At 39.9% G+C, this 26,970-nt stretch carries 23 protein-coding genes; 10 read left to right on the top strand and 13 right to left on the bottom strand.

Features of this window, described 5'->3' with window-relative positions; all coding sequences use genetic code 11:
* Positions 1–21: 21 nt before the first annotated feature.
* A complete protein-coding gene (gene syd / locus HCZ11_RS11870; protein WP_167658496.1) occupies positions 22–561 on the bottom strand; it encodes a SecY-interacting protein in 540 nt (179 codons plus the stop codon).
* Positions 562–620: 59 nt separating this feature from the next.
* Between syd and queF the strand changes: the two genes are divergently transcribed.
* Positions 621–1,466: an NADPH-dependent 7-cyano-7-deazaguanine reductase QueF gene (queF, locus tag HCZ11_RS11865; RefSeq protein WP_130051879.1), complete on the top strand. Its 846-nt coding sequence runs from the start codon at positions 621–623 to the stop codon at positions 1,464–1,466.
* A 68-nt stretch (positions 1,467–1,534) separates the two neighbouring features.
* Here queF and HCZ11_RS11860 read toward each other — a convergent pair whose 3' ends face one another.
* Positions 1,535–2,569, bottom strand: a complete 1,035-nt coding sequence (locus tag HCZ11_RS11860; RefSeq protein WP_130051880.1) for an isoaspartyl peptidase/L-asparaginase family protein — start codon at positions 2,567–2,569, stop codon at positions 1,535–1,537.
* Positions 2,570–2,694: 125 nt separating this feature from the next.
* Positions 2,695–3,399 (bottom strand): SapC family protein, encoded by a 705-nt coding sequence (locus HCZ11_RS11855; RefSeq protein WP_130051881.1) that lies wholly within the window; start codon positions 3,397–3,399, stop codon positions 2,695–2,697.
* A 242-nt stretch (positions 3,400–3,641) separates the two neighbouring features.
* Between HCZ11_RS11855 and HCZ11_RS11850 the strand changes: the two genes are divergently transcribed.
* The gene (locus HCZ11_RS11850; RefSeq protein ID WP_130051882.1) at positions 3,642–4,352 is read left to right on the top strand and encodes a DUF6445 family protein; all 711 of its coding nucleotides are present in this window, start codon (positions 3,642–3,644) and stop codon (positions 4,350–4,352) included.
* Positions 4,353–4,390: 38 nt separating this feature from the next.
* Here the strand turns inward: HCZ11_RS11850 and HCZ11_RS11845 are convergent, their stop codons facing one another.
* From HCZ11_RS11845 to pgi, 5 genes are all read right to left on the bottom strand, one after another.
* Positions 4,391–5,902: a tryptophan halogenase family protein gene (locus tag HCZ11_RS11845; protein ID WP_167658495.1), complete on the bottom strand. Its 1,512-nt coding sequence runs from the start codon at positions 5,900–5,902 to the stop codon at positions 4,391–4,393.
* Positions 5,903–6,141: 239 nt separating this feature from the next.
* Positions 6,142–8,736, bottom strand: coding sequence for a TonB-dependent receptor (locus HCZ11_RS11840; protein ID WP_167658494.1), 2,595 nt, complete (start codon positions 8,734–8,736; stop codon positions 6,142–6,144).
* Between the two features lie 653 nt (positions 8,737–9,389).
* On the bottom strand, positions 9,390–10,100 hold the full coding sequence (gene pgl, locus HCZ11_RS11835) for a 6-phosphogluconolactonase (RefSeq protein WP_130051884.1): 711 nt from the start codon (positions 10,098–10,100) through the stop codon (positions 9,390–9,392).
* A 5-nt stretch (positions 10,101–10,105) separates the two neighbouring features.
* Positions 10,106–11,578 carry a glucose-6-phosphate dehydrogenase gene (gene zwf / locus HCZ11_RS11830; protein ID WP_130051885.1) on the bottom strand — a complete coding sequence of 491 codons (1,473 nt, stop codon included), beginning with the start codon at positions 11,576–11,578 and terminating at the stop codon, positions 10,106–10,108.
* Between the two features lie 268 nt (positions 11,579–11,846).
* The gene (gene pgi / locus HCZ11_RS11825) at positions 11,847–13,493 is read right to left on the bottom strand and encodes a glucose-6-phosphate isomerase (protein WP_167658493.1); all 1,647 of its coding nucleotides are present in this window, start codon (positions 13,491–13,493) and stop codon (positions 11,847–11,849) included.
* Positions 13,494–13,841: 348 nt separating this feature from the next.
* Between pgi and HCZ11_RS11820 the strand changes: the two genes are divergently transcribed.
* Complete coding sequence (locus HCZ11_RS11820) at positions 13,842–14,873, top strand: LacI family DNA-binding transcriptional regulator (RefSeq protein WP_130051887.1); 1,032 nt, start codon at positions 13,842–13,844, stop codon at positions 14,871–14,873.
* Between the two features lie 64 nt (positions 14,874–14,937).
* Here HCZ11_RS11820 and HCZ11_RS11815 read toward each other — a convergent pair whose 3' ends face one another.
* A complete protein-coding gene (locus tag HCZ11_RS11815; protein ID WP_167658492.1) occupies positions 14,938–17,193 on the bottom strand; it encodes an aminotransferase class V-fold PLP-dependent enzyme in 2,256 nt (751 codons plus the stop codon).
* A 118-nt stretch (positions 17,194–17,311) separates the two neighbouring features.
* Positions 17,312–18,379, bottom strand: a complete 1,068-nt coding sequence (locus HCZ11_RS11810; protein ID WP_167658491.1) for an AI-2E family transporter — start codon at positions 18,377–18,379, stop codon at positions 17,312–17,314.
* 366 nt (positions 18,380–18,745) lie between these two features.
* On the opposite strand from HCZ11_RS11810, the gene HCZ11_RS11805 reads away from it, so the two are divergent.
* From HCZ11_RS11805 to HCZ11_RS11785, 5 genes are read left to right on the top strand one after another with little or no spacing between them, the layout of a single operon-like run.
* Complete coding sequence (locus tag HCZ11_RS11805; protein ID WP_130052308.1) at positions 18,746–19,411, top strand: hypothetical protein; 666 nt, start codon at positions 18,746–18,748, stop codon at positions 19,409–19,411.
* 1 nt (position 19,412) lies between these two features.
* Entirely contained in the window at positions 19,413–20,873 is a 1,461-nt protein-coding gene (locus tag HCZ11_RS11800) for a M48 family metalloprotease (protein ID WP_167658490.1), read from the top strand.
* Between the two features lie 54 nt (positions 20,874–20,927).
* The gene (gene arsC, locus HCZ11_RS11795; protein ID WP_167658489.1) at positions 20,928–21,275 is read left to right on the top strand and encodes an arsenate reductase (glutaredoxin); all 348 of its coding nucleotides are present in this window, start codon (positions 20,928–20,930) and stop codon (positions 21,273–21,275) included.
* Positions 21,275–21,829 (top strand): NAD(P)H:quinone oxidoreductase, encoded by a 555-nt coding sequence (wrbA, locus tag HCZ11_RS11790; RefSeq protein ID WP_130051893.1) that lies wholly within the window; start codon positions 21,275–21,277, stop codon positions 21,827–21,829. Before arsC ends, wrbA begins: the two co-directional genes overlap by 1 nt.
* Entirely contained in the window at positions 21,826–22,281 is a 456-nt protein-coding gene (locus tag HCZ11_RS11785) for a DUF2069 domain-containing protein (protein WP_130051894.1), read from the top strand. Before wrbA ends, HCZ11_RS11785 begins: the two co-directional genes overlap by 4 nt.
* 82 nt (positions 22,282–22,363) lie before the next feature.
* Here HCZ11_RS11785 and HCZ11_RS11780 read toward each other — a convergent pair whose 3' ends face one another.
* Together HCZ11_RS11780 and HCZ11_RS11775 are read right to left on the bottom strand one after the other, a co-directional pair.
* Entirely contained in the window at positions 22,364–23,701 is a 1,338-nt protein-coding gene (locus HCZ11_RS11780) for an ankyrin repeat domain-containing protein (protein WP_167658488.1), read from the bottom strand.
* Positions 23,702–24,001: 300 nt separating this feature from the next.
* The gene (locus tag HCZ11_RS11775) at positions 24,002–24,595 is read right to left on the bottom strand and encodes a phospholipid-binding protein MlaC (RefSeq protein ID WP_167658487.1); all 594 of its coding nucleotides are present in this window, start codon (positions 24,593–24,595) and stop codon (positions 24,002–24,004) included.
* A 265-nt stretch (positions 24,596–24,860) separates the two neighbouring features.
* Here HCZ11_RS11775 and HCZ11_RS11770 point away from each other — a divergent pair, with 265 nt between their 5' ends.
* Entirely contained in the window at positions 24,861–25,367 is a 507-nt protein-coding gene (locus HCZ11_RS11770) for an acyloxyacyl hydrolase (protein WP_130052309.1), read from the top strand.
* A 39-nt stretch (positions 25,368–25,406) separates the two neighbouring features.
* Complete coding sequence (locus HCZ11_RS11765; RefSeq protein ID WP_130051897.1) at positions 25,407–25,553, top strand: DUF2897 family protein; 147 nt, start codon at positions 25,407–25,409, stop codon at positions 25,551–25,553.
* 33 nt (positions 25,554–25,586) lie between these two features.
* Here HCZ11_RS11765 and HCZ11_RS11760 read toward each other — a convergent pair whose 3' ends face one another.
* Complete coding sequence (locus tag HCZ11_RS11760) at positions 25,587–26,954, bottom strand: YjiH family protein (RefSeq protein ID WP_130051898.1); 1,368 nt, start codon at positions 26,952–26,954, stop codon at positions 25,587–25,589.
* Positions 26,955–26,970 lie beyond the last annotated feature (16 nt).

The following is a 26,970-nucleotide window of genomic DNA, read 5'->3' as shown; positions in this document are numbered from 1 at the left end:
AGCCCCTTTTTAACCAAACAGTTAAAACGTTACTTTATCTAAAAATTCACTAATGCTATTTGCTAACACATGATGTGGTTTCTTACCTACGTATTCTAAGCAAACCTCACCGCTTTCTACTAGCACAGTAATAAGTAAATCATCTTGTTCTGTCAGGCCAATAAACACCGTTTCTGGTTGCTTTAACTTACGCTTCATCAGCACGTGACCGGTAATATTTTGCTGTAAGCGGCTAAAATCATCTTCATTCCATGCTTGGAGCAGTTCAATGTGATGATCATCAACACTCAATAACAAATTACCCGCATATAAATGACCAAACAATGGGTTTAAGTCATCAGGAAAAGATAACTCAAGCGCTTTGGCTAAGTCATCTAAACTTCCGGCAGGTTGCTGTGGGACTGCACACCACTGAATAAGACCCTGCTCATCAACCTCGCCCTGCTCACATGGACTTGGCCATGCTTTATCATGTTCAATAACAGGAAGCTTTCCTGTGCGTTCTAGGCATTTTTCACTAAATGCTTGATGTAACTTATCTAATTTTGTAGAAACAGACATACTGCGAAACTCATTGGCTTTAGGTATAATGCCTCCATTGTAACTACAAAAGTGTAAAGATGACAGATTACAGCAACTCACCCGAACTGAAAAACAGTGTTCTTGGTAAAAGCACAGAGTACGTTGATACCTATACACCAAGCTTATTGTTTCCTATTGCCCGCAAACTAAACCGTGATGCATTAGGGGTTAGCGAAGATAACTTACCATTTAAAGGTCAAGATATTTGGACTGGCTATGAATTATCGTGGCTAAATAGCAAGGGTAAGCCTATGGTCGCTGTGGCAATATTTGTATTTCCTTGCCAAAGCAGTCACATCATTGAGTCAAAATCATTCAAGCTATATCTGAATAGTTTTAATCAGACACGTTTTGCAGCTATTGAAGATGTACACCACGCGCTTAGTAAAGACTTGTCAGAGGCCGTGAATGCGCCTGTTACGGTTAATTTATACCAAGCAGACGATTTCAACTGTTTACCATTTACAGCGTTACCGGGAGAATGTATCGATGACCTTGATATCGAAATTACGAGCTATGATATTGATGCAAGCTCACTTCGCCACCATGGTGATGACATTGTCTCAGAAACACTACACAGCCATTTACTAAAATCGAACTGTTTGATCACCTCACAGCCAGATTGGGCTAGTGTGATCATTCGTTATAAAGGCCAAGCAATTTGCCATGAAGCCTTATTAAAATATTTGATTTCGTTTCGTACTCATAACGAATTTCATGAGCAATGCGTAGAGCGTATTTACTGTGATTTAATGCAACAGCTAAATCTCGAAGAGCTTGAAGTATATGCCCGCTATACACGCCGAGGCGGTTTAGATATCAATCCTTATCGCTCAACGAATCAAGACGAAACACCATTCAAAGTGAAGATTAATCGCCAATAAATCCTTATTAGCAATAAAAAACCGAGTTACAAACTCGGTTTTTTATGTCTGGCACCTACTGAATGCCATTATTCGCCTTTAAAAATACCCACATAAGTTGGTGATGTATTTGATTTACTCGCACGATACATTCCGGCAGTGTTAAACGGCAAACTAATATTACCTTTGGTATCAATGATGATCACTCCACCAGTACCGCCCACTGGCATTAAAACATCATGGATCACTTCGTTACCTGCTTCAACAATAGTTTTACCTTGGTATTTTACGCGAGCACAAATGTCTGCTGCCACATTGTAACGAATGAAATACTCACCATGGCCGGTTGCAGATACTGCACATGATTCGTTCTCAGCAAAGGTACCTGCACCAATTACTGGTGCGTCGCCTACTCTGCCAAAGCGTTTTGCCGTCATACCACCGGTTGAAGTACCTGCAGCAATATTGCCGTTTTTATCAAGTGCAACCGCACCTACCGTACCCATTTTATAATTAACTGGTAGCGCTTTGTGTGCTGCTTGGTAATCTTTGCTCGTTACTTTTTGTTTATCGAGTTTTTCTTTCGCTTTTAATAACGCTTTGTAGCGATTTTCTGTATCGAATAGGTTGTTTTCAACCAGCGGCATACCTTGCGTTTTTGCAAACTCTTCTGCACCTTGACCACTGAGCATGACATGCACTGATTTTTCCATCACTAGGCGAGCAAGATTGATGGGGTTTTCAATATGTTTAACCCCAGCAACAGCACCTGCTTGGCGCGTACGGCCATCCATAATTGATGCATCAAGCTCATGGGCACCATCATAGGTATATACAGCACCGCGACCGGCGTTAAAATACGGAGAGTTCTCAAGTACATTAATTGCCGCGGTGATGGCATCTAGGCTCTCGCCGCCTTTTTCAAGCACGGTATAGCCTGTTTCTACTGCTTCTTTTAATTTTGCGCGATAAGCTTTTTCTTGCTCTGGAGTAAAGCGGCTCTTTTCAATCGTCCCTGCACCACCATGAATGGCAATAGCAAAGGGCTGCTCGGCACTGTGACTTAAGGTACTTAATGATAATGCGCTAAGCGCAATGGCTGAGGTGAGTAATGTTTTTAGCATAGGGGCACTTATATTTCTTTTAGTTGTAAGCCCAATGTGAATAATTCGGCGCTGCTTTTCAAGCATTAACCGATGAAAGAAACAAAAAAAGCGCCTAATGGCGCTTTTTCTTTAGCAGTTTAAAATTAAGCTTTTGCTGCTTTTAAACGTGCTAAACGAGCTACTTGGTGAGTAGACGTTAAGAAAGAGTAGATAGGTGCTAAATAGCCACGTTTACGAAGATCTAAGAACTCTTCATCGCTTAGTGAGTTAAGTTTTTTCTCATCAACAAGGTAAATACCGTTGATGTCTTTTTTCTCACCTTTGATTTCTACAGTTAGCGTTTGTGCAACAAGTAGTTCTTTATCTGCAAGGTATTTAGTGAATGCTTCAGTTACCTGAGAAAACTCAATGAAAGAAACAAGTGCTTCTTTACGACGCTTAAGGTATTCAGTTTCTTCACCGTTTTCGAAAAGTGCGTTACCCGTTTCTTCGCTTACAAGCGGGCTTGCTTCGTCGATTACAATACCAAACTGATCAGCTTCTGGGTGCTTAACAAGACCAAGAGGGTAACGAGTCATAGACATAGGTGCAAATGCAGCTGTCCATTTATCATCTTGAATGAAAAGGTTTTCGCCTGGCTCTAGACCAAATAAAGCAACTGCTTGGAATTGGCCTGATTCGTTGTTTTTAACAAATGCCATTGGGAATTCATTTGCCATGCGTGCAAATTCGTGTGCAACCACAGGTACTAAGTGCTGAGTTTTCATGAACTCAATGTTGATGCCATTTTGAACTTTAATGTTGGCATGTTTTTCGTTATGTAAAGGCTGTACTTGTTGCTCCGCCATGATACTGCTCCATTAATTTTATATATGTTTTTGCTGTTAGTGCCCAAAGCCTATAGGTTTTGGCAACAAAAAGGAAGTGAAAATTTTGTGGCAGTTTGTACATTATAAATTAACAAATTTAGCTACCTTATCAATTAACCTTAAACGGCGAAAAAACAAACTATAACCATGCAAATATTATCACTCATAAGCCACTATTTTTGTTAGTATATTCAATAATTATGGAATGAGTGAGGCAAACAATGGAAGGCTATCAATTAAATAAAGACTATAAAGTAAGCAGTGTATTCATTACTGAAATTAATGAAGCAGTGTTCATTATTGATGACTTTTTAAAATACCTAGAGCCAGTTTATCACTTTGCCGCAAATACTGCGTACTTTCAGCCTCTTGGTAGTGATGGAACACTCTACCCAGGCAAGCGTGATGAAATGCCAGCCCCCTATTATCGTGCTTTTGAGCAGTTAATTAGCGAGCTTTTAGAGCATGGAACTATTACAAGTGGTAAAAACAATTTATATCTCCATCGCTGCAAACTTTCACTAGTTACTCAAAATGCAAATGAATTAAATACGTTGCAGCGTATGCCACATATTGATTCAACCGATGATAAAACATTTGCAGCTGTGCATTATTTGTCTCCAAAAGAATGGGGTGGCACAGGGATATACAAATACTTACCCGATAACATTATTAAAGTGACAGCCGATAATCAAAATAGTGTGCATCAAATGATTGCTGATACAGAAAAACACAGCGCAACTCATCAAGGTTACTTAAATGAAACAACAGAGCTTTTTGAAAAAGTGATTAATATAGAAGCCAAAGTGAATAGACTAGTAATTTATAAGAGTAACTTACTGCATAGCGCAGCTCTTTTTAATACCAAAAAGTATAGTAATGACATAAACAACAGCCGATTATCTGTCTCTTCTTTTTTTAGAATAGAATGAACTGGCTAGCTTTGATAGCCAGATCATCTAAGTGAAATTTAGTACTTCTGTAAGCCAAATTTCTTTATTTTATCTAACAGCTCCCTGTGCTCAGGTAGCTCATTCAATAACTGCTTTATGCGTTGCTGTTTAAATTCAGCAACTTGTTGATTGTCGCTCTGCTTGGTTTGCTGCCTTGCCGGTACATAATGCATACCAAACAGTACATATAAGTAGTTTTCTAAGTCAAATAAATCGAACTTACTGGCAAAGTCTTCTCGTACCGGTGTAAAGCGCTGCCAGCGTGCTAGGTTACTTTTTAGTTTTTCTGATAACTGGTCGGTTTTTTTGTTATCACGCCAAAAGGCCGAGTCAGTTCTATCCGAAATACAGTAATGCATTTTTATAAAATCAAAGGTTTGTTGCCATACATAATTAACATGCTGATTGTAATCATCAGCAACTAAGTTAATATCATCTCGGGTACGAGGAAAGCGTTTGGCTAATAACCCCGCAGAAAAATCTGCAATTAAAATGGCTGTGGCTTCAAGTGGCTCAACAAACCCTTGCGACAACCCTACGGCGACACAGTTTTTGTGCCACATTTTTTCTCTGTGCCCTACTTTCATCGGGATCTTTCTTGGCGTTAAGTGCTCAAATTTGTTACCTAAGTAACGATGTAACTTTTCATGAGCTTGTTCGTCGCTCATATACTTAGATGAATAAACAAAACCCACTCCCCTTCGCTCTGTAAGCGCAATATCCCAAATCCACCCTGCTTGATGTGCCGTTGCAATTGTGTAGGGCGGTATTTCATCATCGCCTTGTGTAGGCACTTGCAATGTGATTGCAGTATCAGTTAATAAGCTATCTGATTTATCAACAAAACCAACTCCCAGCTTTTGTCCTATAAAGGCAGCCGAAAAACCAGAGCAATCGATAATAAAGTCAAACTGCAAGGCAGTACCTTCTGAGTCGATTAGGTGTGTAATGAAGCCATGCTCATCACAGGTGACATCTTTAATTTCTGCAAACAGGTGTTTAACAGCAAAATGTTGCGTGGCATGACTTCCTAAGAATGCAGCAAACTTTTTAGCATCAAAATGATAGGCATAACCGTTGACACCGGCATATTGTGGAGTCGCAATTGTTTTTGGTGCTAAATTATTTTCACAGCACGCATGCTGCTTAGAAACAAACTCAGCGTAATCATTACCGCTACCTTCAGCAAGCCACTGCTGTGTTAACTGCTCACCAAAAATATGTGGGTGATCAAATAAATGATGGTAAAAGTTAGCACCATGTTTGTGTTTATCTAGCCAATTTACAAACTTGATTGACTGCTTAAAAGTAACATCACATTCATTGATAAAGTCACTTTCACTGATACCAAACTTTTGTAAAGAGTTACGCATCGAAGGAACTGTACCCTCACCAACCCCGATGCTGGCAATATTAGGTGACTCGATTAATGTAATTTCAATGCCACTTTGTAACAGTGCATGACCTAAATGGTTAGCAGCTAACCAACCTGCGGTCCCGCCACCAACAATTGCGATTTTTTTTATCATTTATACTCGCCCACTTTTTATACCAATTCGCTTAATTAAATGGTCTTTTTTGAGGCAATAAAACCTCGTTGATAACAAGGCAAAAATTTCGTTATTTAGTTGTTCTAAATGAGAAATTTTTAACGCAGGTAGCGACAGGTTTAATCCCTCAAAATAACTAAGTATTATTGCGGATTGGTATTACTCACAAAAAAGCCCAGTACGAGCTGGGCTTTCTTAATTTCGTTATCTAAATCAAATTAGAAACGTAGTGATACACCTAGCTTGTAGCGTGCTTCACCTTCAAAGCTCCAAGCTGGGTAGCCGTTACGAAGCTCTGGAACAACTTCTGCATCTGAAGGAGCAACACCGATTTGTACGCTATCTTCTTCAGTTAAGTTAACAGCTTCAAACGTTACGTCAATATTATCAGTTACGCTGTAGTTAGCACTGAAATCAAGTGTACCGTATGATTGGTGCTCACGGTTACCGTAGAAGCCTGGAAGCTCACGGATCATGTACTCTGAACGCCAGTTATAAGCTAAACGAGCTGAGTAAGTATCTGTTTCATAGTAACCCACAAGGTTCACAGTATGCTTAGACGAATCTGAGAATAATGGGATCATATCTGGGTAGTTTTCAGCTTCTGATGGTGCATCAACAAATGTGTAGTTTGCTGAGTAACCAAAGCCACTATCAAAGCCATCTTGAATTTGTAGCTCGATACCTTCGATTTGACCACCACTTGCATTTAGCTTAGTAGATAGAGTCCAGTTATCACCTTGAGTATCAGGGTCCACGACACCAATTTGTTGATTTAAGATTTGGCTTGAGGTAACAAATGATGTGATGTCTTTGAAGAAGTAAGTTGCACTTACCATACCATCACCATCAAAGTACCACTCAATACCTAAATCAGCTTGAGTTGCTTTGAATGGGTTAAGACCAACGTTACCTTTAGTTAGTACCTCATTATTTGCTGTACCATCAGCGTAACCTGCAAAAGATGATGCAGAGAACATATCAGTGTAGTTAGGACGTGCAATAACTTGTGCTGCAGAGGTACGTAAAATAACATCTTCAGCTAAATCAAATGCGATATTGATGCTAGGTAATACTTCGTTGTAGCTTGCTTTATCAGTACTAAGTGAACTCTCGTACTCACCGTTTGCAAAACCGTAGTAATCTGACTCTGCATCTGTTGAGATATAACGTAAACCGAAGTTACCGCGGATAGATTCTGCAGAGAATTCAGCCATTGCGTAAACTGCAAAGTTTTCTTCTTCGATTGTACCGTAACCTGAACGATATACAGCTGAATCATTATCGAAGCTTGAAATTGCAGCACGTGCATCAGCTACCATCTTGTCAAAATCTGGCTCTGGTAAAGTGAAACCAGCACCTGATGACATAGTACCTGAGTAGTAAGTCTCACCATCGCCACTAGGTAATGTATCAACTAAAGTAGTTGAGTAAGTTTCTTGTTTTACTTCGTGGTCTGCCCAACGGAAACCTGTTTTGATTGCAGTAATAGCACCAAAGTCTACAGGGAAAGATAGATCAACCTGTGCATAAGTTTCTTCATCTGTGTTAGGTTGTTTTTTCAGAGCCCAACCAGCTGGAGATAATGGACCTGCAAAGTCTGATGGTTCAAAGTACTTGTTATTAATATCAATTTTTATCACATCGCCAGTTGCATCATAAGTACCAGCATAATCAGATGGAACACCAATGAAGTTACCGTAGTTTGCAGTTAGGTCTGTACCACCTTCTGATTCAGTTGTACCGAAACGACCTTTTAATGTGAAATTTTCACCTTCGTATTTAAGGCTGAAATCAGCTGTGTCAGATGACATGCTTGCAATACGTGCCCAAGTTTGAGTCCAACCCGGGTTTGCACCTTCACCAGTACGACGGTAGAAAGTACATGTACCTGATGCATTTGTTTGCTCACATGCAGCTTCTTTGTCGTCTGGGAACATCACGAAGTTTGAGGTGTTTGCATTGTTTGCATCTAACTCAAGGCTCATAATGTTTAAGCCTAACTCTAGGTTTTCTGTAGGACGATATTGGAAAGTTGCATTTAGTGCAGTACGCTCACGTTCTTGTTGGAACGTAGTAGGCACAATATCACCCCAGCCGATAAGTGACTCAATACCGTTACGTTGATAATTTGTTTCTGCCCAAGATACTGAACCTAGTAAACCGAATGTTTCCTCATCATTTTTCCAGCTAAACAAACCAGAAACTTGAGGATCTGTTTCTTCAGAGATTGTGCCGTAATCGCCTTTTACACTTAAGAAAGTCGTACCAGCGTCAAGATCAAGCGGCTTACGAGTGTTAACGATAACCGTACCACCAACACCACCTTCTACAACGTCAGCTTGAGAAGATTTATAAACTTGGATTTCACCAACTAGTTCAGGTGGTAAAAGTGTGTAGTTGAAACTACGGTCGATTGATTGTTGGTCATACCAACCTGTTGATGCAACAGTTTGACCGTTTAAAAGTGTGCGTGTTAATTGGCTTGAAGCACCACGAATCGACACTTGTTGACCTTGACCGAATTGACGATTAACTGCAACACCTGAAATACGACCAAGTGCTTCACCTACATCGCCATCAGGAAACTTACCAATATCTTCAGCAGAAACAGCATCGACAACGCTGTCAGCAAAGCGCTTAGTATTCATTGAAGCTTCAAGTGAACGGCGAATACCGCGGACTTCAATTACTTCAACATCTTCTTGAACTTTAGTTTCTTCTGCTGCGTATGCAGCACCAGTGAACCCAGCACTCATTACGAGGCCGATATTAACTGCTAATAAGCTTTTCTTAAAATTTTTAGCTAACACAGGATTCCCCTTGAATCATTTTGTTGGTTTTTTATATCACTTCTGCCCAGTGATGATGACAACGCTGTCATCTAGTAACAAACCATACACTCTAAATTACATTTGTGCTACATCTTTTTGGTTAATTTGTGCAAAAAATTTACAACAAAATAATCAAGTTATTGATATAACTAATGTTTAATATTGAGTTTTTAAGAATTGTTACAAATAAACGGCGCAAATATAGCATGACTGTTATCGCAGATGAAAAGACCTGAGGAGTGAGATTTTGACAATAACTAAAAATAACATCTATTTTTGTAAGCTTTAGTTTCCACTGAGCAATTATTAACCATAACTAAAAGTTATATAAAACCTTTTAACTAACAATAAATTAGCTTAATAAACTTGCTTGTTTCCAAAAGCATGCTGTCATGGACAAATTTTTTTAACTTTTTCTGGGCAGAATGAGCTAAAGGAATGCTGAGAATAAAAATCAATAACAATGACAGCGTTGTCATTTTTAATTATATAGAGCCCTTTTGTTCTTGTCTAACACTTTATAGCGTTATTTAAAGAAAGCGTATTGATTCAAATGAATCACAAAAAGTGATTATTTAAAAACAAAAAAGCGAGCATAACAGCTCGCTTTTAAAGTTAGGTTTAATCTGCTTTTAAGGGGCCCAATAAACTTCAATATTGATATGTGGGTGATTCAATACTGCACGTAAAGGCATATCAGCAACTGCCCCTCCCTCTTTCGCTTGCTTATAAACAGCCAGTTTTTCTTCACCGCTAATTAAAAGCTTCACTACTTTAGAATCTGCGATAGCAGATAAAGTTAACGTCATACGCTCGGTGATTTTACCAGTCACATCACTTTCAATAGCGTTAATTGCACATACTAAATCATCTGTCGCAAGGCCGTGTTCTAGACCTTCAGCATGAGGGAAAAGAGAAGCCGTATGACCATCAGGACCCATGCCTAAAATTGTCACATCAAAAGGACGCTTTAATGCTTTGTATGCAGCTTCACATTCAGCTACACCGTTTTGTGCCGTTAATGCGTCATTTTTCATTGTTACAAAATTAGCTGCAGCGCCATGGTTTTGTAATAGCGTGCTTTTGATAAAAGCTTCATTACTTTTTTCATGATCAGCATCAACCCAACGCTCATCAACCATAGCAACATCAATGTTTGCCCAGTCAAGGTCAAGGTTTGATAAGTGTTTATAAGCAGGTGCTGGCGATGAGCCACCCGATACCATCAGTACCGCGCGACCATCTTCTTTAATACCTGCAACAAGGCTTTGCTCAAGGCTTGAAGAAAGCTCAGCTGTTAATTCGTCTTTGTTTGCAAAGAATTTTTCAACAATTGTTGCCATCTTAATTACGCCTTATCGCCTGTGTTAAACCATACATGGTTGTTTTCTTCTAACAATTCATCAGCATCTTCTGGGCCCCATGTACCTGCACGGTATAAAGATGGTGCACCTTTTTCTTGCCAACGTTCAATGATTGGGTCGATCCACTTCCATGCCTGACGAACTTCATCACGGTGAATAAACAGTGATGGATTATTTGCAGCTGCATCTAACATTAAGCGCTTATAAGCATCAGAATGGAAACCATTACTGTATGCCTGTGATAACTCAATGTTCATCGTCACTGGTTCTAATTGCATCTCAAGATTATCAAGGCGCTTAGACATCAGTGTTAATTGAATTGTTTCTTCAGGTTGTAGGCGAATAACAAGACGATTTGGCTCAATATTACCTACATTGTCTGTATAAACATTGTGTGAAACTTTTTTGTATTCAACAACGATTTCAGCACAACGCTTTTTCATACGTTTACCAGTACGTAGGTAGAAAGGCACGCCAGCCCAACGCCAGTTGTCGATATGCGCACGAATAGCAACGAAAGTTTCTGTTTTACTTGCGCCTTCGTTTAGCTCTTCTAAATAACCAGGGACGATTTTACCGTCTAAGTTACCTGGCACGTACTGACCACGTACAATGTTCGCATCCACATCTTCAGCCACTAACGGACGTAACGACTCAAGTACTTTCAGTTTTTCAGTGCGGATACTGTTAGCATTTAATTTGTTTGGTGATTCCATCGCTACTAGGCAAAGTAATTGTAGCAAGTGGTTTTGTACCATATCACGTAATGCACCCGCTTTATCGTAGAAACCAGCGCGGCTTTCTAAACCAACAGTTTCCGATAGGCTGATTTGGATGTTATCGATTGATTTAGCATCCCACAGGTTTTCAAACAGTGAGTTTGAAAAACGCAATGCCATTAGGTTTTGTACAGTTTCTTTACCTAAATAGTGGTCAATGCGGAAAATTTGTTCTTCACTAAAGTACTCTGCAATTTTCGCATTAATGGCTTCAGCTGATTCACCACAGTAACCAATTGGTTTTTCAACAACAACACGTGATGTTTCTGTGATCAGGCCTTTCTTAGATAAGATTTCACAACAGCTACCGTATACTGCAGGCGGTAATGAAAGGTAAAAAACACGAGACTTATCAGCGTCGTGTTCATTAAGGATATCTCTTAGTTTATCCCAGTCATCATCTGCTTCAGTCACATTTGATACAACTGGCACAAGGTAAGCAGAAAAAGCTTTCCAATCTTTTGCGTTGTATTCACCTTTACCTAAAAAGTCCTGTAAGGCTTTGTGCGCTGTTTCGATATATTCTTTACGTTTGCTTTCTTCGCGTACCGTAGGCAGGATACGAGAACCTTGAGGAAGGTTGCCCTCTTGATAAGCGCGATACATTGCAGGAAGTAACTTGCGTAGCGCAAGATCACCGCCGCCCCCAAAAATTACGATATCAAATGGATTTAACATATATCACTCTCTACATTGGCAATGCCATGTTAATCGACTCATTCAGTATGGCAGTGCGTGTTGTTATCTGGTTGATTGGCTGTGTTAGATGATCCCTTTAACAAAGCCTGTTGAATTTGTTTGTAAGTAGCTTACTCATTATTCTTATGTTGGCTGAAGTAAATGAGTCTTAGGGGCTCTGTAAATCCTCTCACAAAAATACAGGCCCTAAGAACTCCAGCGCTACCCGTTCAAAGGTATTCTGTTTGCAGCAGCTGCTGCGAATCTGTTACTGCTTACGATGTGTCTTATAGTAAGCGATCAGTCCGTTGGTTGAGCTATCGTGTGGATAACTAACTGAGTCATCAAATAGTTCAGCTTCAATTTTCGAGGCAAGTCCTTTACCTAGCTCTACACCCCATTGGTCAAATGAACAGATTTCTAAAATAATGCCTTGGCAGAAAATTTTGTGCTCATAAAGCGCAATTAAACGTCCTACCGTTTTCGCATCAACTTTATCTAATAACATTGACGTTGTTGGGCGATTGCCTTGGTGAATCTTGTGATTCAATAATTCTGCAATTTCTGCTTCAGATTTACCTTTTGCGGTCAAATCAGCAGTGACTTGCTCTGCATCAACACCGGCCATCATCGCTTCGGTTTGTGCAAAGAAGTTTGATAATAAAATATCATGGTGCTTACCAACATTTACTTGCGGCTCAATTGAAGCAATAAAGTCAGCAGGCACAATTACATTACCTTGGTGCAGACATTGGTAAAATGCGTGTTGGCCATTGATACCTGTCATACCCCAAATAATAGGAACCGTCGTATAAGGAACAGTTTCACCAGCAAAAGTAACATGCTTACCGTTACTTTCCATTTCACCTTGCTGTAAATACGCAGGTAACATGTGTAATGCTTGGTCATACGGTAAAATTGCTTGTGCGGTATAACCTAAAAAGCTAGTGTTCCATACACTTAAAAGCGCCATTAACAATGGTACGTTATTTTCAAATTCAGCATTTTTAAAATGCTCATCAATTTCAAACGCACCTTCTAGGATCTCTTCGAACGCGTCGAAGCCTAGGTACAAGGCGATTGGTAATCCTATCGCACTCCATAAAGAAAAGCGACCGCCTACCCAATCCCACATTGTGAATACGTTTTCATCAGCGATACCAAAGGCCGCTGTTTTTTCTAAATTGGTGCTTACAGCAACAAAGTGCTTAGCAATATGCTCTTGAGCTTGGGCTGTTTGTAGAAACCACTCAACAGCCGATTTAGCGTTAGTCATAGTTTCTGAGGTCGTAAACGTTTTAGATGAGATAACAAATAATGTTGTTTCAACGTCTAAACCTTGTAAAACAGATGCAATCTGAACACCATCAACATTAGATACATAGTGAACATTTAATGTGTCATCAGCATAAGCAGCAAGCGCTTCTGTTGCCATTTGCGGACCTAGGTTTGAACCACCCACACCAATTGCAACAACATCTTTCACAGCTTTACCTGTGTAGCCTAACCACTCACCACTGCGCACTTTGCTAACAAACGCTTTCATTTTAGCAAGCTCTGCGTTAACAGCGTCCGTTACATTTTCGCCATCAACCATTACAGCAGTGTTAGCGCGGTTACGTAAAGCAGTATGAAGTACAGCACGGTCTTCAGTAATGTTAATTTTCTCACCACTGAACATTTTGTCTCGCCATGCGCTAATGTCACACTCTTTCGCTAAAGCAATTAATTGTTCAAAAACAGTTTTATTAATTTGTTGTTTCGAGTAATCGAATAATACACCTGGGATCTGAGCAGAGAATTGCTCGAAACGCGTGCTATCTTTGGCAAATAAATCTTTAAGATGAATTTGTTTCATCTTTTTGGCACTTTCAGATAGTGCTTGCCAACTAGCTAATTGCGAACGGCTGCTCATATATATAATCCCCTAAAAACTTGCAACAAACTGATTTTTAAATATCTTTTTATTAATGTTGAATAAAGACAGCAATAAAAAATAAGATGAAAATTTACACTAAGTCAAAATGACAACGCTGTCAATGCTCTACTTTTACATTTTATAGTCGAGATAATAGCGCAATTTTTCTCTTTTGACACCGGTATCATAAAAATTATCTCAATTATTTTACTGCTAATTTAGTAGAACATTAGATACACTAACTAACTTATATTAAATATTAATGTACCTATTAAGAAAAAGCGCTCTAGCGAACACTTTTCAATATTATTATAATACAAATATAACTAACTATAAAGTAACAGTATGAAAGTAACCATAAATGATGTAGCCAAGCTCGCTGGTGTTTCAATGAAAACAGTCTCGCGAGTGATCAATAAAGAGCCATCGGTCAGAAAAAAAACTTACGACATAGTGATGGACGCTGTTAACACGTTGAACTATCAACCAAACCTTGCAGCTCGTAACCTAGCAGGCACATCGTCTTTTACTGTTGGTTTAGTTTATGACAACCCGAATGCTTATTATGTCATCGACATGCAAAATGGCGTATTGTCGCGTTGTAAAGAAGAAGGCTATGAACTAGTCATTCACCCTTGTAACTACCTCGATGGCAACATGGAAGAAGACTTCAAAACCATGATAAAGCGCTCTCGTTTGGCTGGTTTAGTGTTAACACCACCCCTATCAGAACAAAGCAGTATCATCGATATGCTTGATGAAATGGGCATTCATTATGTGCGTGTACTCTCCGGTCGCCCTACAGAGGAAGACCAAGACACCTGTATTTATGTAAATGACTACGCGGCTGCGTACGAAATTACTTCTCACTTACTCTCGCTTGGTCATAAAAACATTGGTTTTTTATGCGGCGATAAAGAACATAAATCTACGACTGAACGTTTAGCGGGTTATCAGGCTGCATTAAAAGATCACAGCATCTCATTGAAGGATGAGCTAATCTACGAAGGCCAGTACTCTTTTGAATCAGGTGTTGAAGGTGCAAAAGCATTGCTTGGTGAGAGCAACCCGAAAAGCATCACTGCCCTACTTGGCGGAAACGATGAAATGGCAGCTGGCGCGTTATTCGCATCACGCTTAATGGGTATTGAAATTCCACAGCAGTTATCAATTACTGGGTTCGAAGATTCTCCATTCTCGCGTCAAACTTGGCCAAAGCTTACCACAGCCCATCAAGCAAATGATGTAATTTCACAGCATGCAGCACGCCTGTTGTTCAGAAAAACCCGTGGTGCACGGAATCAAGATAAAGACATTATCACGACCTTTACCCCATCATTAGTGGTACGTGAAAGTTCAGGCCCCATAACAGCCTAACTTAAACAGCTTACAAAAAAGCCGCTCAATAGCGGCTTTTTTAATGAACGACTTAAATTACCTTTTACAACAACGCTAAACCACCATCTAAGTTATATACCTTTTCAAAACCAAGTTGTGACAGGTTATTTGCTGCTTGCTTTGAGCGGTTACCGCTTCGACAAACCAAGATATAAGTATTCGTTTTATCTAATTGCTCTTCGACGATGGCATTTGCCATACGGCTCAATGGAATGTTGATCACTTTACTATTAGCAACGGAAAATAACTCTGAAAGGTTATTCGCGCCATGTTCATAAGGCTCACGAGTATCAATTATATAAGTAGCTTGAGAGTCAAGCATCGCTTTAGCATCCGCTGCAGTGAGCTGTTTCATAGGTGCGCTTTCAAGGGTTTCAACATAACCACATAAAGAATGACTTGCAGTATGCTTTTGTTCATCAGCTTGATGTTTTAACTCAATAAACTGCGTATCCGATATTTGGTCATTCAATAACTGTGCTAATAGCGGCGTGGTCTCTTTTTGCGCATGCCAATCCATAGCAAAACATTGTTGATAATCATGACCCGAACAAATCACCGTTGAATCTTGTATTGCTATAGCAAGCTGCTTTAATGACTGTGCCATTTGCGCAGCATCGCCGCCACTAATAGCCGTGTTACCTAAACCACCCGGTAAGATTAAATCGCCACAGAAGCAATAGCTCACATTACCACTTTGAGTATCTGTTAATAAGTAGCTGGCACTATCTTTACTATGTCCCGGTGTCGCTAATTTAGTTAAGCGTACACCAGTTAATTCGATAGCCTGTGACTCTTTAGGCCAACCAAGTTCATCTATCTCGCTAGCAACATAACGCTCTGCTAGCTCTTTGGTTAACAAACAACGAGCCGATAAACGCTCTTGGTGGTTATGGGTATCTAAAATCGCTTTTACTGTTAGACCTTGTGTCGCAACAATTTTCGCCATACGTGGAATAAGCTCGATGATAGGATCAATCACCACTGCGTTTTTATCGCTATCAACATAAAGCCAGCAGCACGCAGCTTGATGGCGAAGTTGTGTTAAGCCAATCGCACAGACTTCGTGTTGAGGTGATGTACTATCAGACACAACAAGGCAGTTTGCTTCTAGAATCGGTTTTAAAGAACGAATTTTATCGCAAGCAAAGTCAATTTCTTGTTGATTTACAGCAGGGCCAAACGACATACGTATCGCGTTTTCACTTTGCCAATCACTGGCCCCCATCGCATCAAGTACAAAACTACGATTTGCGCCTGAGCTACATGCAGAACCGCCACTCACACGGATACCCGCAGCATCAAATAAATCCATCACTTCTTTACTCGTTAATTCATTAACTGCAAAGTTCAACGTTGTTGGCACTGAATGCTCAAAACTGTGGTTAAACGTGATGCTGCCAAAGGTGTCTGTTAGTGCTCCTAATAATTGCTCACGATAAGCATGTAGCTGCTCAATTGGTTTGAATGTTTGGTTTTGTTTATCAAGTAATAACGAGAACAGCTTATTTAAGCCGGCAATACCTGGTAAGTTTTCGGTGCCTGATCGCATACCGCTTTCTTGGCCGCCACCAGCAATAAACGGTGTATATGCACTGCCTTCACGAATATAAAGTACGCCAATTCCTTTAGGGGCATACAATTTATGGCCTGAGAATGGGGCGTAATCAATGGTTGTTTGGCTTAGCGCTAAGTTGGTTTTGCCTAAGGCTTGTACGCAGTCTACCATCCAAGCAACATGGGTGTTTTCACTACGAATAACTTGCTCAATAGCGATTAAGTCTTGGAATACACCGGTTTCGTTATTGACCGCCATAGTACAAATCATCAGCGCATTAGCTGCATGTTTGCGAATAAATTCGTGATCTAAAATACCGTTTTTATCAACGGGAATAGCTAACACCTGTGCATTAATATCAAGCACGCTGTTCCAATGTTTTAGGGTATTTGGCACTGCTTTATGTTCTGTTGCCCCATAAAGTAATACCGGGTTCTCAATTGGGTGATTTTTCGCAGCAATAAGCGTTGAAACAACCGCCGTTTGAATACCTTCGGTTGCACCAGAGGTAAATAAAATATCGCCGTCGGTTGCGCCAATTACTTCACGCGCTTTGTTACGCGTTTGCTCTAATAAGTGCTTTGCTTGAATACCAGTAATATGAGAGCTTGATGGGTTACCAAAACATACTCGCATCGTATGCGAAACCACATCGGCAATTTCAGGAAGTACAGGAGTCGTTGCATTCGCATCTAAATAAATTTGCTGATTAGCATCGTCAGGAAGGTAAAAATTTGCCATGTAAAACGCACCATATTACTAAAAGATATATCTTATAACCTATTTTACATTTTTCACGGCTAAATTATAATAATCAATTAGTCAGTAAAGTGCGTTTTCTATACTTTTTAAGACTAAGCTAATTTTCGATTAGTTCAGCCTGTTTTGAAGACCATGCATTAATAAGTGCTTTAACCAATGACGCAAGTGGTATCGCGAAAAATACGCCCCAAAACCCCCATAAGCCACCAAAAAACAGCACAGCCACTATGATAAACACAGGGTTTAAATCGACAGCTTCAGAGAACAGCAATGGCACTAAAACGTTGCCGTCAAGTGCTTGGATCACGCCATAGATAATTAGAATGGTCCAAAATTGTGTTTCTAAGCCAAATTGGAATAACGCCACCGCTGCCACAGGAATAGTCACCAATGCTGCCCCTACAAATGGAATCAGAACTGATAAGCCAACCAACACACTTAATAAGGCTGCATAACGAAGATCAAGAACTGCAAAGGAGATGAAGGATGCAGTGCCCACAATTAAAATCTCGAATACCTTCCCGCGGATATAATTCATGATTTGCTGATTCATTTCTTGCCACACTTGAATGATCAAACGGCGCTGCTTTGGCAATAAACGCTCAGCACTTTGCGTCAGCTCTAATTTATCTTTAAGCATAAAGAACACCAGTAGTGGTACTAAAATCAGATAAATCAGCCAAGCTGCTACATCTTTAATGGAGGTTAGCGACACGGATAACACCAACTGACCAAACTCAATGGCTTTAGTTTCAACACTGGTAACAATTGATTTAACCTGATCTTCAGTAATCAAACTTGGGTAATCTTCAGGAAGGTGTAAAAGCAGTGCTTTACCTTTCTCAATCATATATGGGGTTTCTTGAACTAGATTACTGGTTTGCTGCCAAAGCACAGGCCCCATGCCAACAATAATCATGATCATCAAGCCACTAAATACCAACATAACAAGAATCGTTGCAGTAAAGCGCTTTAAACCCAGCTTTTCTAAATGAGCAACGGGCCAATCTAGTAAATAGGCAATCACCAAGGCAACTAAAACAGGCACGATTAGCGAGCCAAAAAAGTAGAAAAATGCAAAGGTTGCAATAAGCAGTAACAACAAGGTTACTGAATGGGGATCTGAAAATTTATTTTCGTACCAGGCTTTTACATACTCAAACACGAATGGGCTCCACAGTTAGCACACCTAATTCTAGGTCAATTTTAAAATGGTAATGATGTTTTTCTAAAAATCGCTGCATATCGTCCGTTGCCTCTGCAGCATTAAATGTAAAAGTCACGGGTTGTTTAACTGATATTGCCTTATTCAACCCTAATTTAAACTGAATAAATTGTTGGGGGCACTTATAGTCCCTTAAATCAACCGTTAACATAGCGAATCAACTGCGTTATTAATATGAATAATAAGTATAAGATGTCAGCATCTTGCGGAAATAAGTCTTTATAATGAGAAACAACTCATTTTTTGCTTAAAACACGCAAAACAATAGTTTATCCTTAATCAATAACTGGTAGTAAAGGAAACATGATGCCTGGCTCGCATAATAAAGCGCAATTACCTGCGAATCCAACTCTTAAAGAGATAAATTGGTATAAAAAACAAATTAACTGGGGCGAGCTGCCGCCTTTTTATCATATGGTGGCATCATCAGTCAGCGAATCAGAAGGGATTTTAGACCACGGTTTTGATAATGCTGTTAAGCGATTAATTGACCCACGTAACTGGAACCTTGATTTATTAGGAGGCCATGTAACCGAAATGGGCGAAATTGTTTGCGAGCAAAAACCACGAATCGCATTACATCAAAGCTTTACAGATCGAGGCTTTGAATTATGGGCTTACCCTTATGCAAAAGATGTTACTGTAGATCAATTTATTAAAGACAACCGCTTTATGGAGTTTAAGGTGTGGGATCCGCACAGCATGAAAAACCTTATTCGCTTTAATCAGCTCCATAAGTTCATTGGTTTTTACTTTGAAAGAGGCGATAAAGCAGACAAAGCATTAATTCTTCATGCCCATAAAGTAGCTCATAAAATCATAACTTTTTTACAACGAGAATTGAACGTTGTTAAGCTAGATGGAGTCACAATAAAAGATTTCTATCAATTGTGCGAAAAAGACAGCCGAGCATGCAGCGACGAAATAGACATAGCAAAAGTCATGTTAGGTGAGCAAATCAACAAGGAATAAGATGCGACTAAAATTAGCCTTTATTACACTATGCAGTGCATTACTGACATTCTCGATACTGCATAGTGAGCCGTTGAAGGCACAAACTAACTTTAAGCTGCCCGATTTAGGGACCTCGGCTTTGCAAGCGTTGCCGATTGAAAAAGAGCAAGCAATCGGTGAAGTGATGATGATGCAAATTCGTGGTTCATCGCCTGTTGTGAATGACCCCGTTCTCGATGAATACCTCACTACTCTGGGCAGACGTTTGGTCGCAAACGCTAACGATGTACGTTTTCCATTTTCATTTTTCTGGCTAAACAATTCAGAAATCAATGCATTTGCATTCTATGGCGGCCATGTAGGTGTGCATACAGGCCTCATCGCACAAGCCGATAACGAAAGCCAATTTGCCTCAGTACTTGGACACGAGATAGCTCACGTCACACAACGCCACTTAGCGCGCCGTATTCAACAGCAACAAGACAACAGCGCATTAACCATCGCAGGCATGATTGCTGGTATTTTGGCTACAGTTGTTGCACCTGATGCCGGTATTGCGATTATTTCAGCGAACCAAACACAAGCGGCATTTAGTCAATTAACGCATAGCCGTGCTGCTGAGCAAGAAGCTGACCGTATTGGTATGCAAACCCTTAATAACGCAGGATTTGACCCCCGCCAATCAAGTGAGTTTTTAACTAAGCTTGCTGCACAAATTCGTTATAAGTATAAGCCGCCAGCATTTTTACTGACTCACCCATTACCAGAAAGTCGTGTATCTGATGTACGCTTACGTGCCGAGCAATACCCAAAAAGACACTATGCTGACAGCCTAGAATTCAATTTGGCTAAAAGCCGAGTGATTGCTCGTTATCAGCAAAAGTCAAAAGCAGCGGAAGATTTGTTTCGTAAATTAATGCGTGCAAATACTGTTCACAACGACACAGCTCTCAAATACGGTTTAGGTATTAGCCTGTTGGATCAGAAAAAGCTTGATGAAGCGGCCGACGTATTGAATCCATTGCTTGAGCAAGATCCAAAAAACTTATTTTATATCGATACCCATACAGACTTACTAATTGCTCAAGGTAAAGCTAACGAGGCTGTAGAATTTTTAGCTAAGTTAGATATCGATAGACCTAACAATCAGGTGATTGCCTTAAACTATGCAAATGCCGCTATTGAAGCAAAACAATTTGACCTTGCGGAGCGTATTCTAAAATCTTACTTGTTAGCAAAACCTGAGAACAATCTAGCCAAAGAGCTCATTGCTGATGTCTATAAAAAGCAAGAAAATATGGCTTCCTACCATGAAGCTCATGCCGATGTGCTCGCTCAATATGGCGCTTATTTAAAAGCAGCCGATGAAATTCAAAAAGCACTAAACTTTGTTGAGCCTGAAGAATTAGTAAAACAACAACGTTTAAAAGCCCTACTTACACAATACCGTCAATTACAAAAAGAGCTTGCGAGACTTTAAGTCTCGCGGCGCTTGCCCTAAAATAAGCCAAAATATTAAATGTGAGAACACACCATGTCTGTGACTATTTATCATAATCCACGTTGTTCAAAATCGCGTGAAACACTTGCCCTATTAGAAAGCAGTAATATTCAACCAAGTGTTGTTGAATACCTAAAAACACCGCTTAATGAACAACAAATTGCGACTTTAATTAGTCAGCTAGGTTTTACTTCAGCGCGTGAATTAATGCGTACTAAAGAAGACATCTACAAAGAGCTTGAGCTTAAAAACGAACAAAATGAAGATAAGTTAATTGCTGCGATGGCTGCCAATCCAAAACTAATCGAGCGCCCAATTGTTGAAAATAAAGGCAAAGCTGCTCTAGGTCGTCCACCAGAAAACGTATTAAGCGTGCTTTAATGGCTATAAACATTGTTGTGCTATACCACTCAAGCCATGGCTCTGTAGAAGCTATGGCTCATGAGATAGCCGAGTCGATTGAGCAACAAGGTGCAACAGCCTTGTTGCGCACTTTTGTTAAGCGTCAGTCACACGATATTGTGATCAGCAAAGATGATCTTATTAATTGTGATGGCTTAGCCTTTGGCACTCCTACTCGATTTGGCATGATGGCCTCGCAAGCAAAGAGCTTTTGGGAAACCACCAGTGATCTATGGCTTAAAGGTCAGCTGATAGATAAACCCGCTTGCGTTTTTTCGTCATCAAGCAGCATGCACGGTGGTAATGAAGCAACCTTGTTAAATCTATCACTGCCACTATTACATCACGGTATGATGTTGCTAGGTGTGCCTTATGAAGTACCTGAATTACTAGCGACTGAAACTGGCGGTACGCCATATGGTGCGACTCATGTAGCCGGTAGCAATAACAGTAATGTGTTAAGTAAAGACGAAATTAAAATATGTCAAAGCGTTGGTAAGCGCCTGACACTAATTGCGAGTAAATTACAATGAGCTTGGAACCTGAGTTAAATCAGCCTGTTGCCAAAAAACCAATTACAAAACGATTCCAACGTTTCGCACTGATTGGTTATATCGGCTTATTAGTTTTAATGCCAGTTTGGTTGTTTTTAATTGCCCCAAGAGAAGGCCATAGTAATGCCTTTATCTTTGTTGTATATATCCTGCCTCTGCTGCTACCGCTAAAAGGTATCATTCAAGATAAGCCTTATACCTATGCATGGGCGAACTTTATTGTCATGTTTTATTTCATCCATGGTTTTACATTACTTTGGGTCGCGCAAGAACAGCTGATTTGGGTATTACTTGAATTAACCTTTGCGAGCCTAATGTTCATTGGCTGCACCTATTATGCACGCCATCGCGGACAAGAACTTGGCCTTAAGATACGTAAATTAAAAGAAGAGCTGGCTGAAGAAAAAGCGGCACATGAGCACGACAAATAAACACTTTTATTTAGAAAAATGAAACAAAAAACGGCAACCTAGGTTGCCGTTTTTTATGTCACTTTATATAGTTTTTATGTCTTCACACCAACTCAGCTAAGGTGGCTAGCGCGACAATACTTGCTAGACCCACTTGGCCAATTAAGCTAAACAACGAAAACAATCTTAAAATAAAAAGTCCCCGAGGATGGCGTATATGTGGGTAAAGCGCACATCGTTTCAAGCTTGTCGCAAAGAAAAAACATAAAATTGAAATTAGCGTAAAGCTAAGTGTTAGCTCACTTTTAATCGAAATACTGTCATCAAAAAAGAAGAACAGCTGCACAGGAAGTAACAAAGTTACAATCGCATGTAATAAATGTACCTTTTTAATGCGATCAAACTGCCCTTCAGGTGAAAGCTCTTTGATGCCAAAGTCATGTTCAAGGCACTTCACTAAGCTATCCGCTTTGATGCTTACTGCTAATCGGTAGCAACTTAAACCATCATTGTTACGAACTCTAAAGTCATAACCTGCTTTTAGAAGCAGCACAAGTAACGGTCCATTCTCGGCTAAAACTGCATAATGTAATGCCGTATTGCCTTTGTTGTCTTGGGATTTTTTATCTTGATACTCAAGCAAAGTCTCAACAACATTCACATAGCCTTTTTCGGTAGCCCACATAAAGGCTGTTTTACCGTTTGCGTCAGCTAATGCACCGGTTGCACCTTGCTCAATAAACCGCTTTGCCATTGTTTGTTTAGCATTTTCATGGCTTAAGTGAGCAAGTAAAGCTTGTTCAAGTAACGATGCAGAATCAACGTCTGGTGACACAAGCTTAAGCAGCGTGAAATAATCTTCGCCATGGGCTACCTTTTCTGCTGCTAGCACAGTTAAAGGTTCAAGATCTGCAACAGACTCTGGAATAAAACCACTAAAGCGTTCTCTAAAGTCAACTTCAGTCCAGAGCTCCAGCACATCGTCCGCAGACATTTTCGCACCTTGATTAAGTACATGCTCTATCACCGTGAAATAGCGACGATTAAATAACTGGTGAATGAGTGTAATAGGTGTTTTAACTGCCGACTGTGCAAATGCGCTGGCGTATTTCTCTAAGCGCTGGCACAGCATTAACACAAGACTCTCAGGGGTGTAATCGTTTTCTAAAAAGTGCGATTTCATAGCATTAACATAATGCAACGCAGCTTCATCAAACTCAGAAATGTGTTGGAAATAACACTCTTCAAACGGTTCAAGAGGAGTCAACCAAGTGAGGTAGTAAATAGGCGGAAGAACCGTCGTACACACACCGTCATCTTCATTAGTAGAACGACATGCCGGCCAAGCTTCTAAAGCATCTAAAATATAGGCCCCGTTTTGCTCAGCTAATCCTTTGATCAGTAACGGGTATTCCTTTGGCCAAATCAGTACATTTTCCATTAAAAAAACACAACTCCGCTGCACATTATTCGATGTCTTATTAAGCACTCAGTTATAGCAAAATTTAACTGACAGTTTGCTTAATATTGCAACCAATAACACAGTATCTGAACAGATACTTTGGTAAACAAGAAAAGTAGCATGATTCTACCACAGAGGGTTACAGGTGCTAGCGCAAAGTAGGTGATTTTTAAAGAAAATAGAAAAGCAGCGGCACATGGACGGTGCTCACTGCTTGGTTGGAGACTGAAAGTAGCTAAAATGCTCGATGAGGTGAAGGTAATCGAGCTTTAAGCTAACTTACTTACTTGCTAATTCGCTTGTGACTTCGTCGATACCCACTTGACTGATGCGTTGCAATACTTCTTTTTGCTTCGCGCTTAACAGTGAAATGCCTTCAGCAACGATATCGTATACTTTCCACTGCTTATCTTTGCCTTGGCGTAATTTAAAGTGCAAATCGATGGCTGGCGCATTGTCATCAACAATTTGCGTTTTAACTGTTGCATAACCACCGTCAATGAGTTGTGATTGATCAAAAATAACTTTTTGGCCTGTGTATTTCATCAGTGCGCCGGCATAAGTTACTGTTAAGTAATGCTCAACTGCAGCAATAAAATCAACAGCTTGGTCACGGCGTAGGCCTTTAATGTGCTTACCTAAAAGCTTATACGATACAAACTTAATATCCATGTGCGGCAATAAACGTTTTTCTACAATGCTTGCCATTGCTTCTGAACTTGCATCACCCTTCGCATTTACATTTGCGATATCAACAAATAAATCTGCTGTGACTAATTCTAATAGTTGCTTAGGCGAGCGGTCTTCACTGGCAAAAGCAGTTGCAGTAAAAAGCGCAGCTATAAGCAAAAATGAGTTAACTAGTTTGGTCATCGTATTCACCTCTCAACGAAAATTTTCGCTAATATACCGATATTAAATCCATAAAAAAAGAAACAATCCGACACCGTTTTAATGCCAATTAAGCACCAATCGGTTTTTCCCATAGTTTTCAGTCAATTGCTAAAAAATATGAAAATGTGCACAGCTTCTGTGTTTTTACGCACATTGAAAAGCCCCTACCCTCACCCTTATCTACTTGCTCACAGTCATAATGAGAAGTACCGAGATGAAACTAAAGCACCCACTAAAAGCACTTATGTTAAGTGTAGCCGCCCTACTAGCAACACCGACTTATGCCGCTTCAAACCATGGCTATGCGGTTGATTACATCCAAGGTGAAGGTGATGTGAAAGGCTTAAAGCTGGCCTACCAGTACCATATACCCAATGAAAAGCTGCCTTTTCAACACGCCCGTTTGTACTTCGAGTCTAGTTTTAATATTTGGCAGTATGGCAAAGACAACAAACATCAAACTAATATCGTGTTAGCTATGTCTCCGGTGATCCAATACCCTGTATTTAATCTGAAAAACATGCCTGTTTATGTGGAGTTTGGGATTGGTGTTTCATTGTTAGATGACACCCATTTTGCTGGCAAAAACGTTAGTACTCACTATCAGTTCGAAGATAGATTGGGTTTAGTTGCAGACCTAGGTGACGACTCAACCTTAGCAGTTAGATATTTACATTACTCAAATGCAGGCTTCAAAAGCCCTAACCCCGGCCTTGATTTTATTTCACTGTCTTATGCAAAACGATTTTAAGTGCTACTATATCGCTGTGTATATCGGCAGGATTTAAAGATGGAAACTTGGCAAATTATAGCCATTGTTGTTGCCGTATTTGGTGTGGTAGTTGGTAACCTTATGTTGCTAAAACATGCAGCAAAAATGGACTTCAAAGTGCCTAAAAGCGATGATAATGAAGATAAAAAAAGCCCTGATGAATAATCAGGGCTTTTCTATTTAAGTTTTTAGCTTTGTTTACACTAACCAATGTGCCATTAAGACAATCACCGGTAATGTTACTAAGGTTCTTAAAATAAAGATGAAGAACAATTCGATAATATTAACCGGGATTTTGCTACCTAAAAGCAGTGCACCTACTTCCGACATATAAATCAATTGCGTCACACTCATTGCAGCAATGATAAAGCGTGTTACATCACTTTCGATACTACCAGCCGCAAGAATCGACGGAATAAACATATCAGCAAAGCCAACCATAATTGTTTGTGCAGCAGCTTCAGCTTCTGGTACTTGTAATAGCTCTAAGAATGGAACAAAAGGTTTGCCCATATATTCAAAAATTGGCGTATATTCAGCAATAATCAAAGCAAATGTGCCCACAGCCATAACCACAGGTAATACAGCAAATACCATATCAAATGCGTTATGTAAGCCTTCTTTCACTGTACCAGCAAAACCCGGTGCAGTGCGTGCTTTAGCAAGTGCCACATCAAGTGAGTGAGAAACCAATGTTTTACCTTCAGGTACTGATTCTGCGTCTTTATCAGGCTCAGTTCCATCTACATAGAGATCTTTTTTAAAGCGTAGCGGTGGTAAGCGAGGCACAATTAGCGCAGCTGCTAAACCCGCTAAACACACCGTTAAATAAAACGGTGCAAATAGGTGTTCAAGCTTTACTTGACCAATAACAACTAAACAAAAGGTAATTGATACAGCTGAGAAAGTGGTACCAATAATGGCAGCTTCACGTTGTGTATAATGTTTATCTTCATACTGACGAGCGGTCATCAAAATACCTACACTACCATCACCTAACCAAGATGCCACACAGTTAACTGCACTTCGACCAGGAACACCAAAAAGTGGGCGCATAACCTTAGTTAATAACGTACCCACTAGCTCTAGGAGACCGAAATTTAATAATAACGGTAATAATAACCCCGCTAAAACAAACACAGAAAACAATACGGGCAGCAAGTCGTTTAATACTAACGCACCAGTATTCCCTGAAATAATCATTTCAGGACCTTGCTTCGTGTAAGTCAGAATAATAAATATCATGCCCAGTAACCGAACACTCAGCCACAGCCAACTAACATCAAATAAGTGTTTAATGATAAAAAACTTAAGTAATGGCTGTGGTTTAAACAGCTTTATTATCAAAGATAAAACACCGGTGATACAAACGATACTGGTGATTAAACCCAATGCAAATGGGGCAATCCACTCTTGCACTGCTTTTGCCATAACAGCAATCGGAATAGTCATTGCTTCACCTATGGGTACCGGCGTCATAAACAAAAAGACACCTATAAGTGAAGGAACGAAAAAGGTAAACAAGGTTCGCAAGTCACTGCGATTTGCTGTGTTTAAGTTAGACATATTTTCAACCTGTAAA

Origin of the sequence: Pseudoalteromonas sp. HF66 (assembly GCF_011806445.1) — a bacterium.
GTDB lineage: Bacteria > Pseudomonadota > Gammaproteobacteria > Enterobacterales > Alteromonadaceae > Pseudoalteromonas > Pseudoalteromonas apostichopi.
Note: the sequence above shows the minus strand (reverse complement) of the source record. Positions and strands in the feature narration are given on the sequence as shown.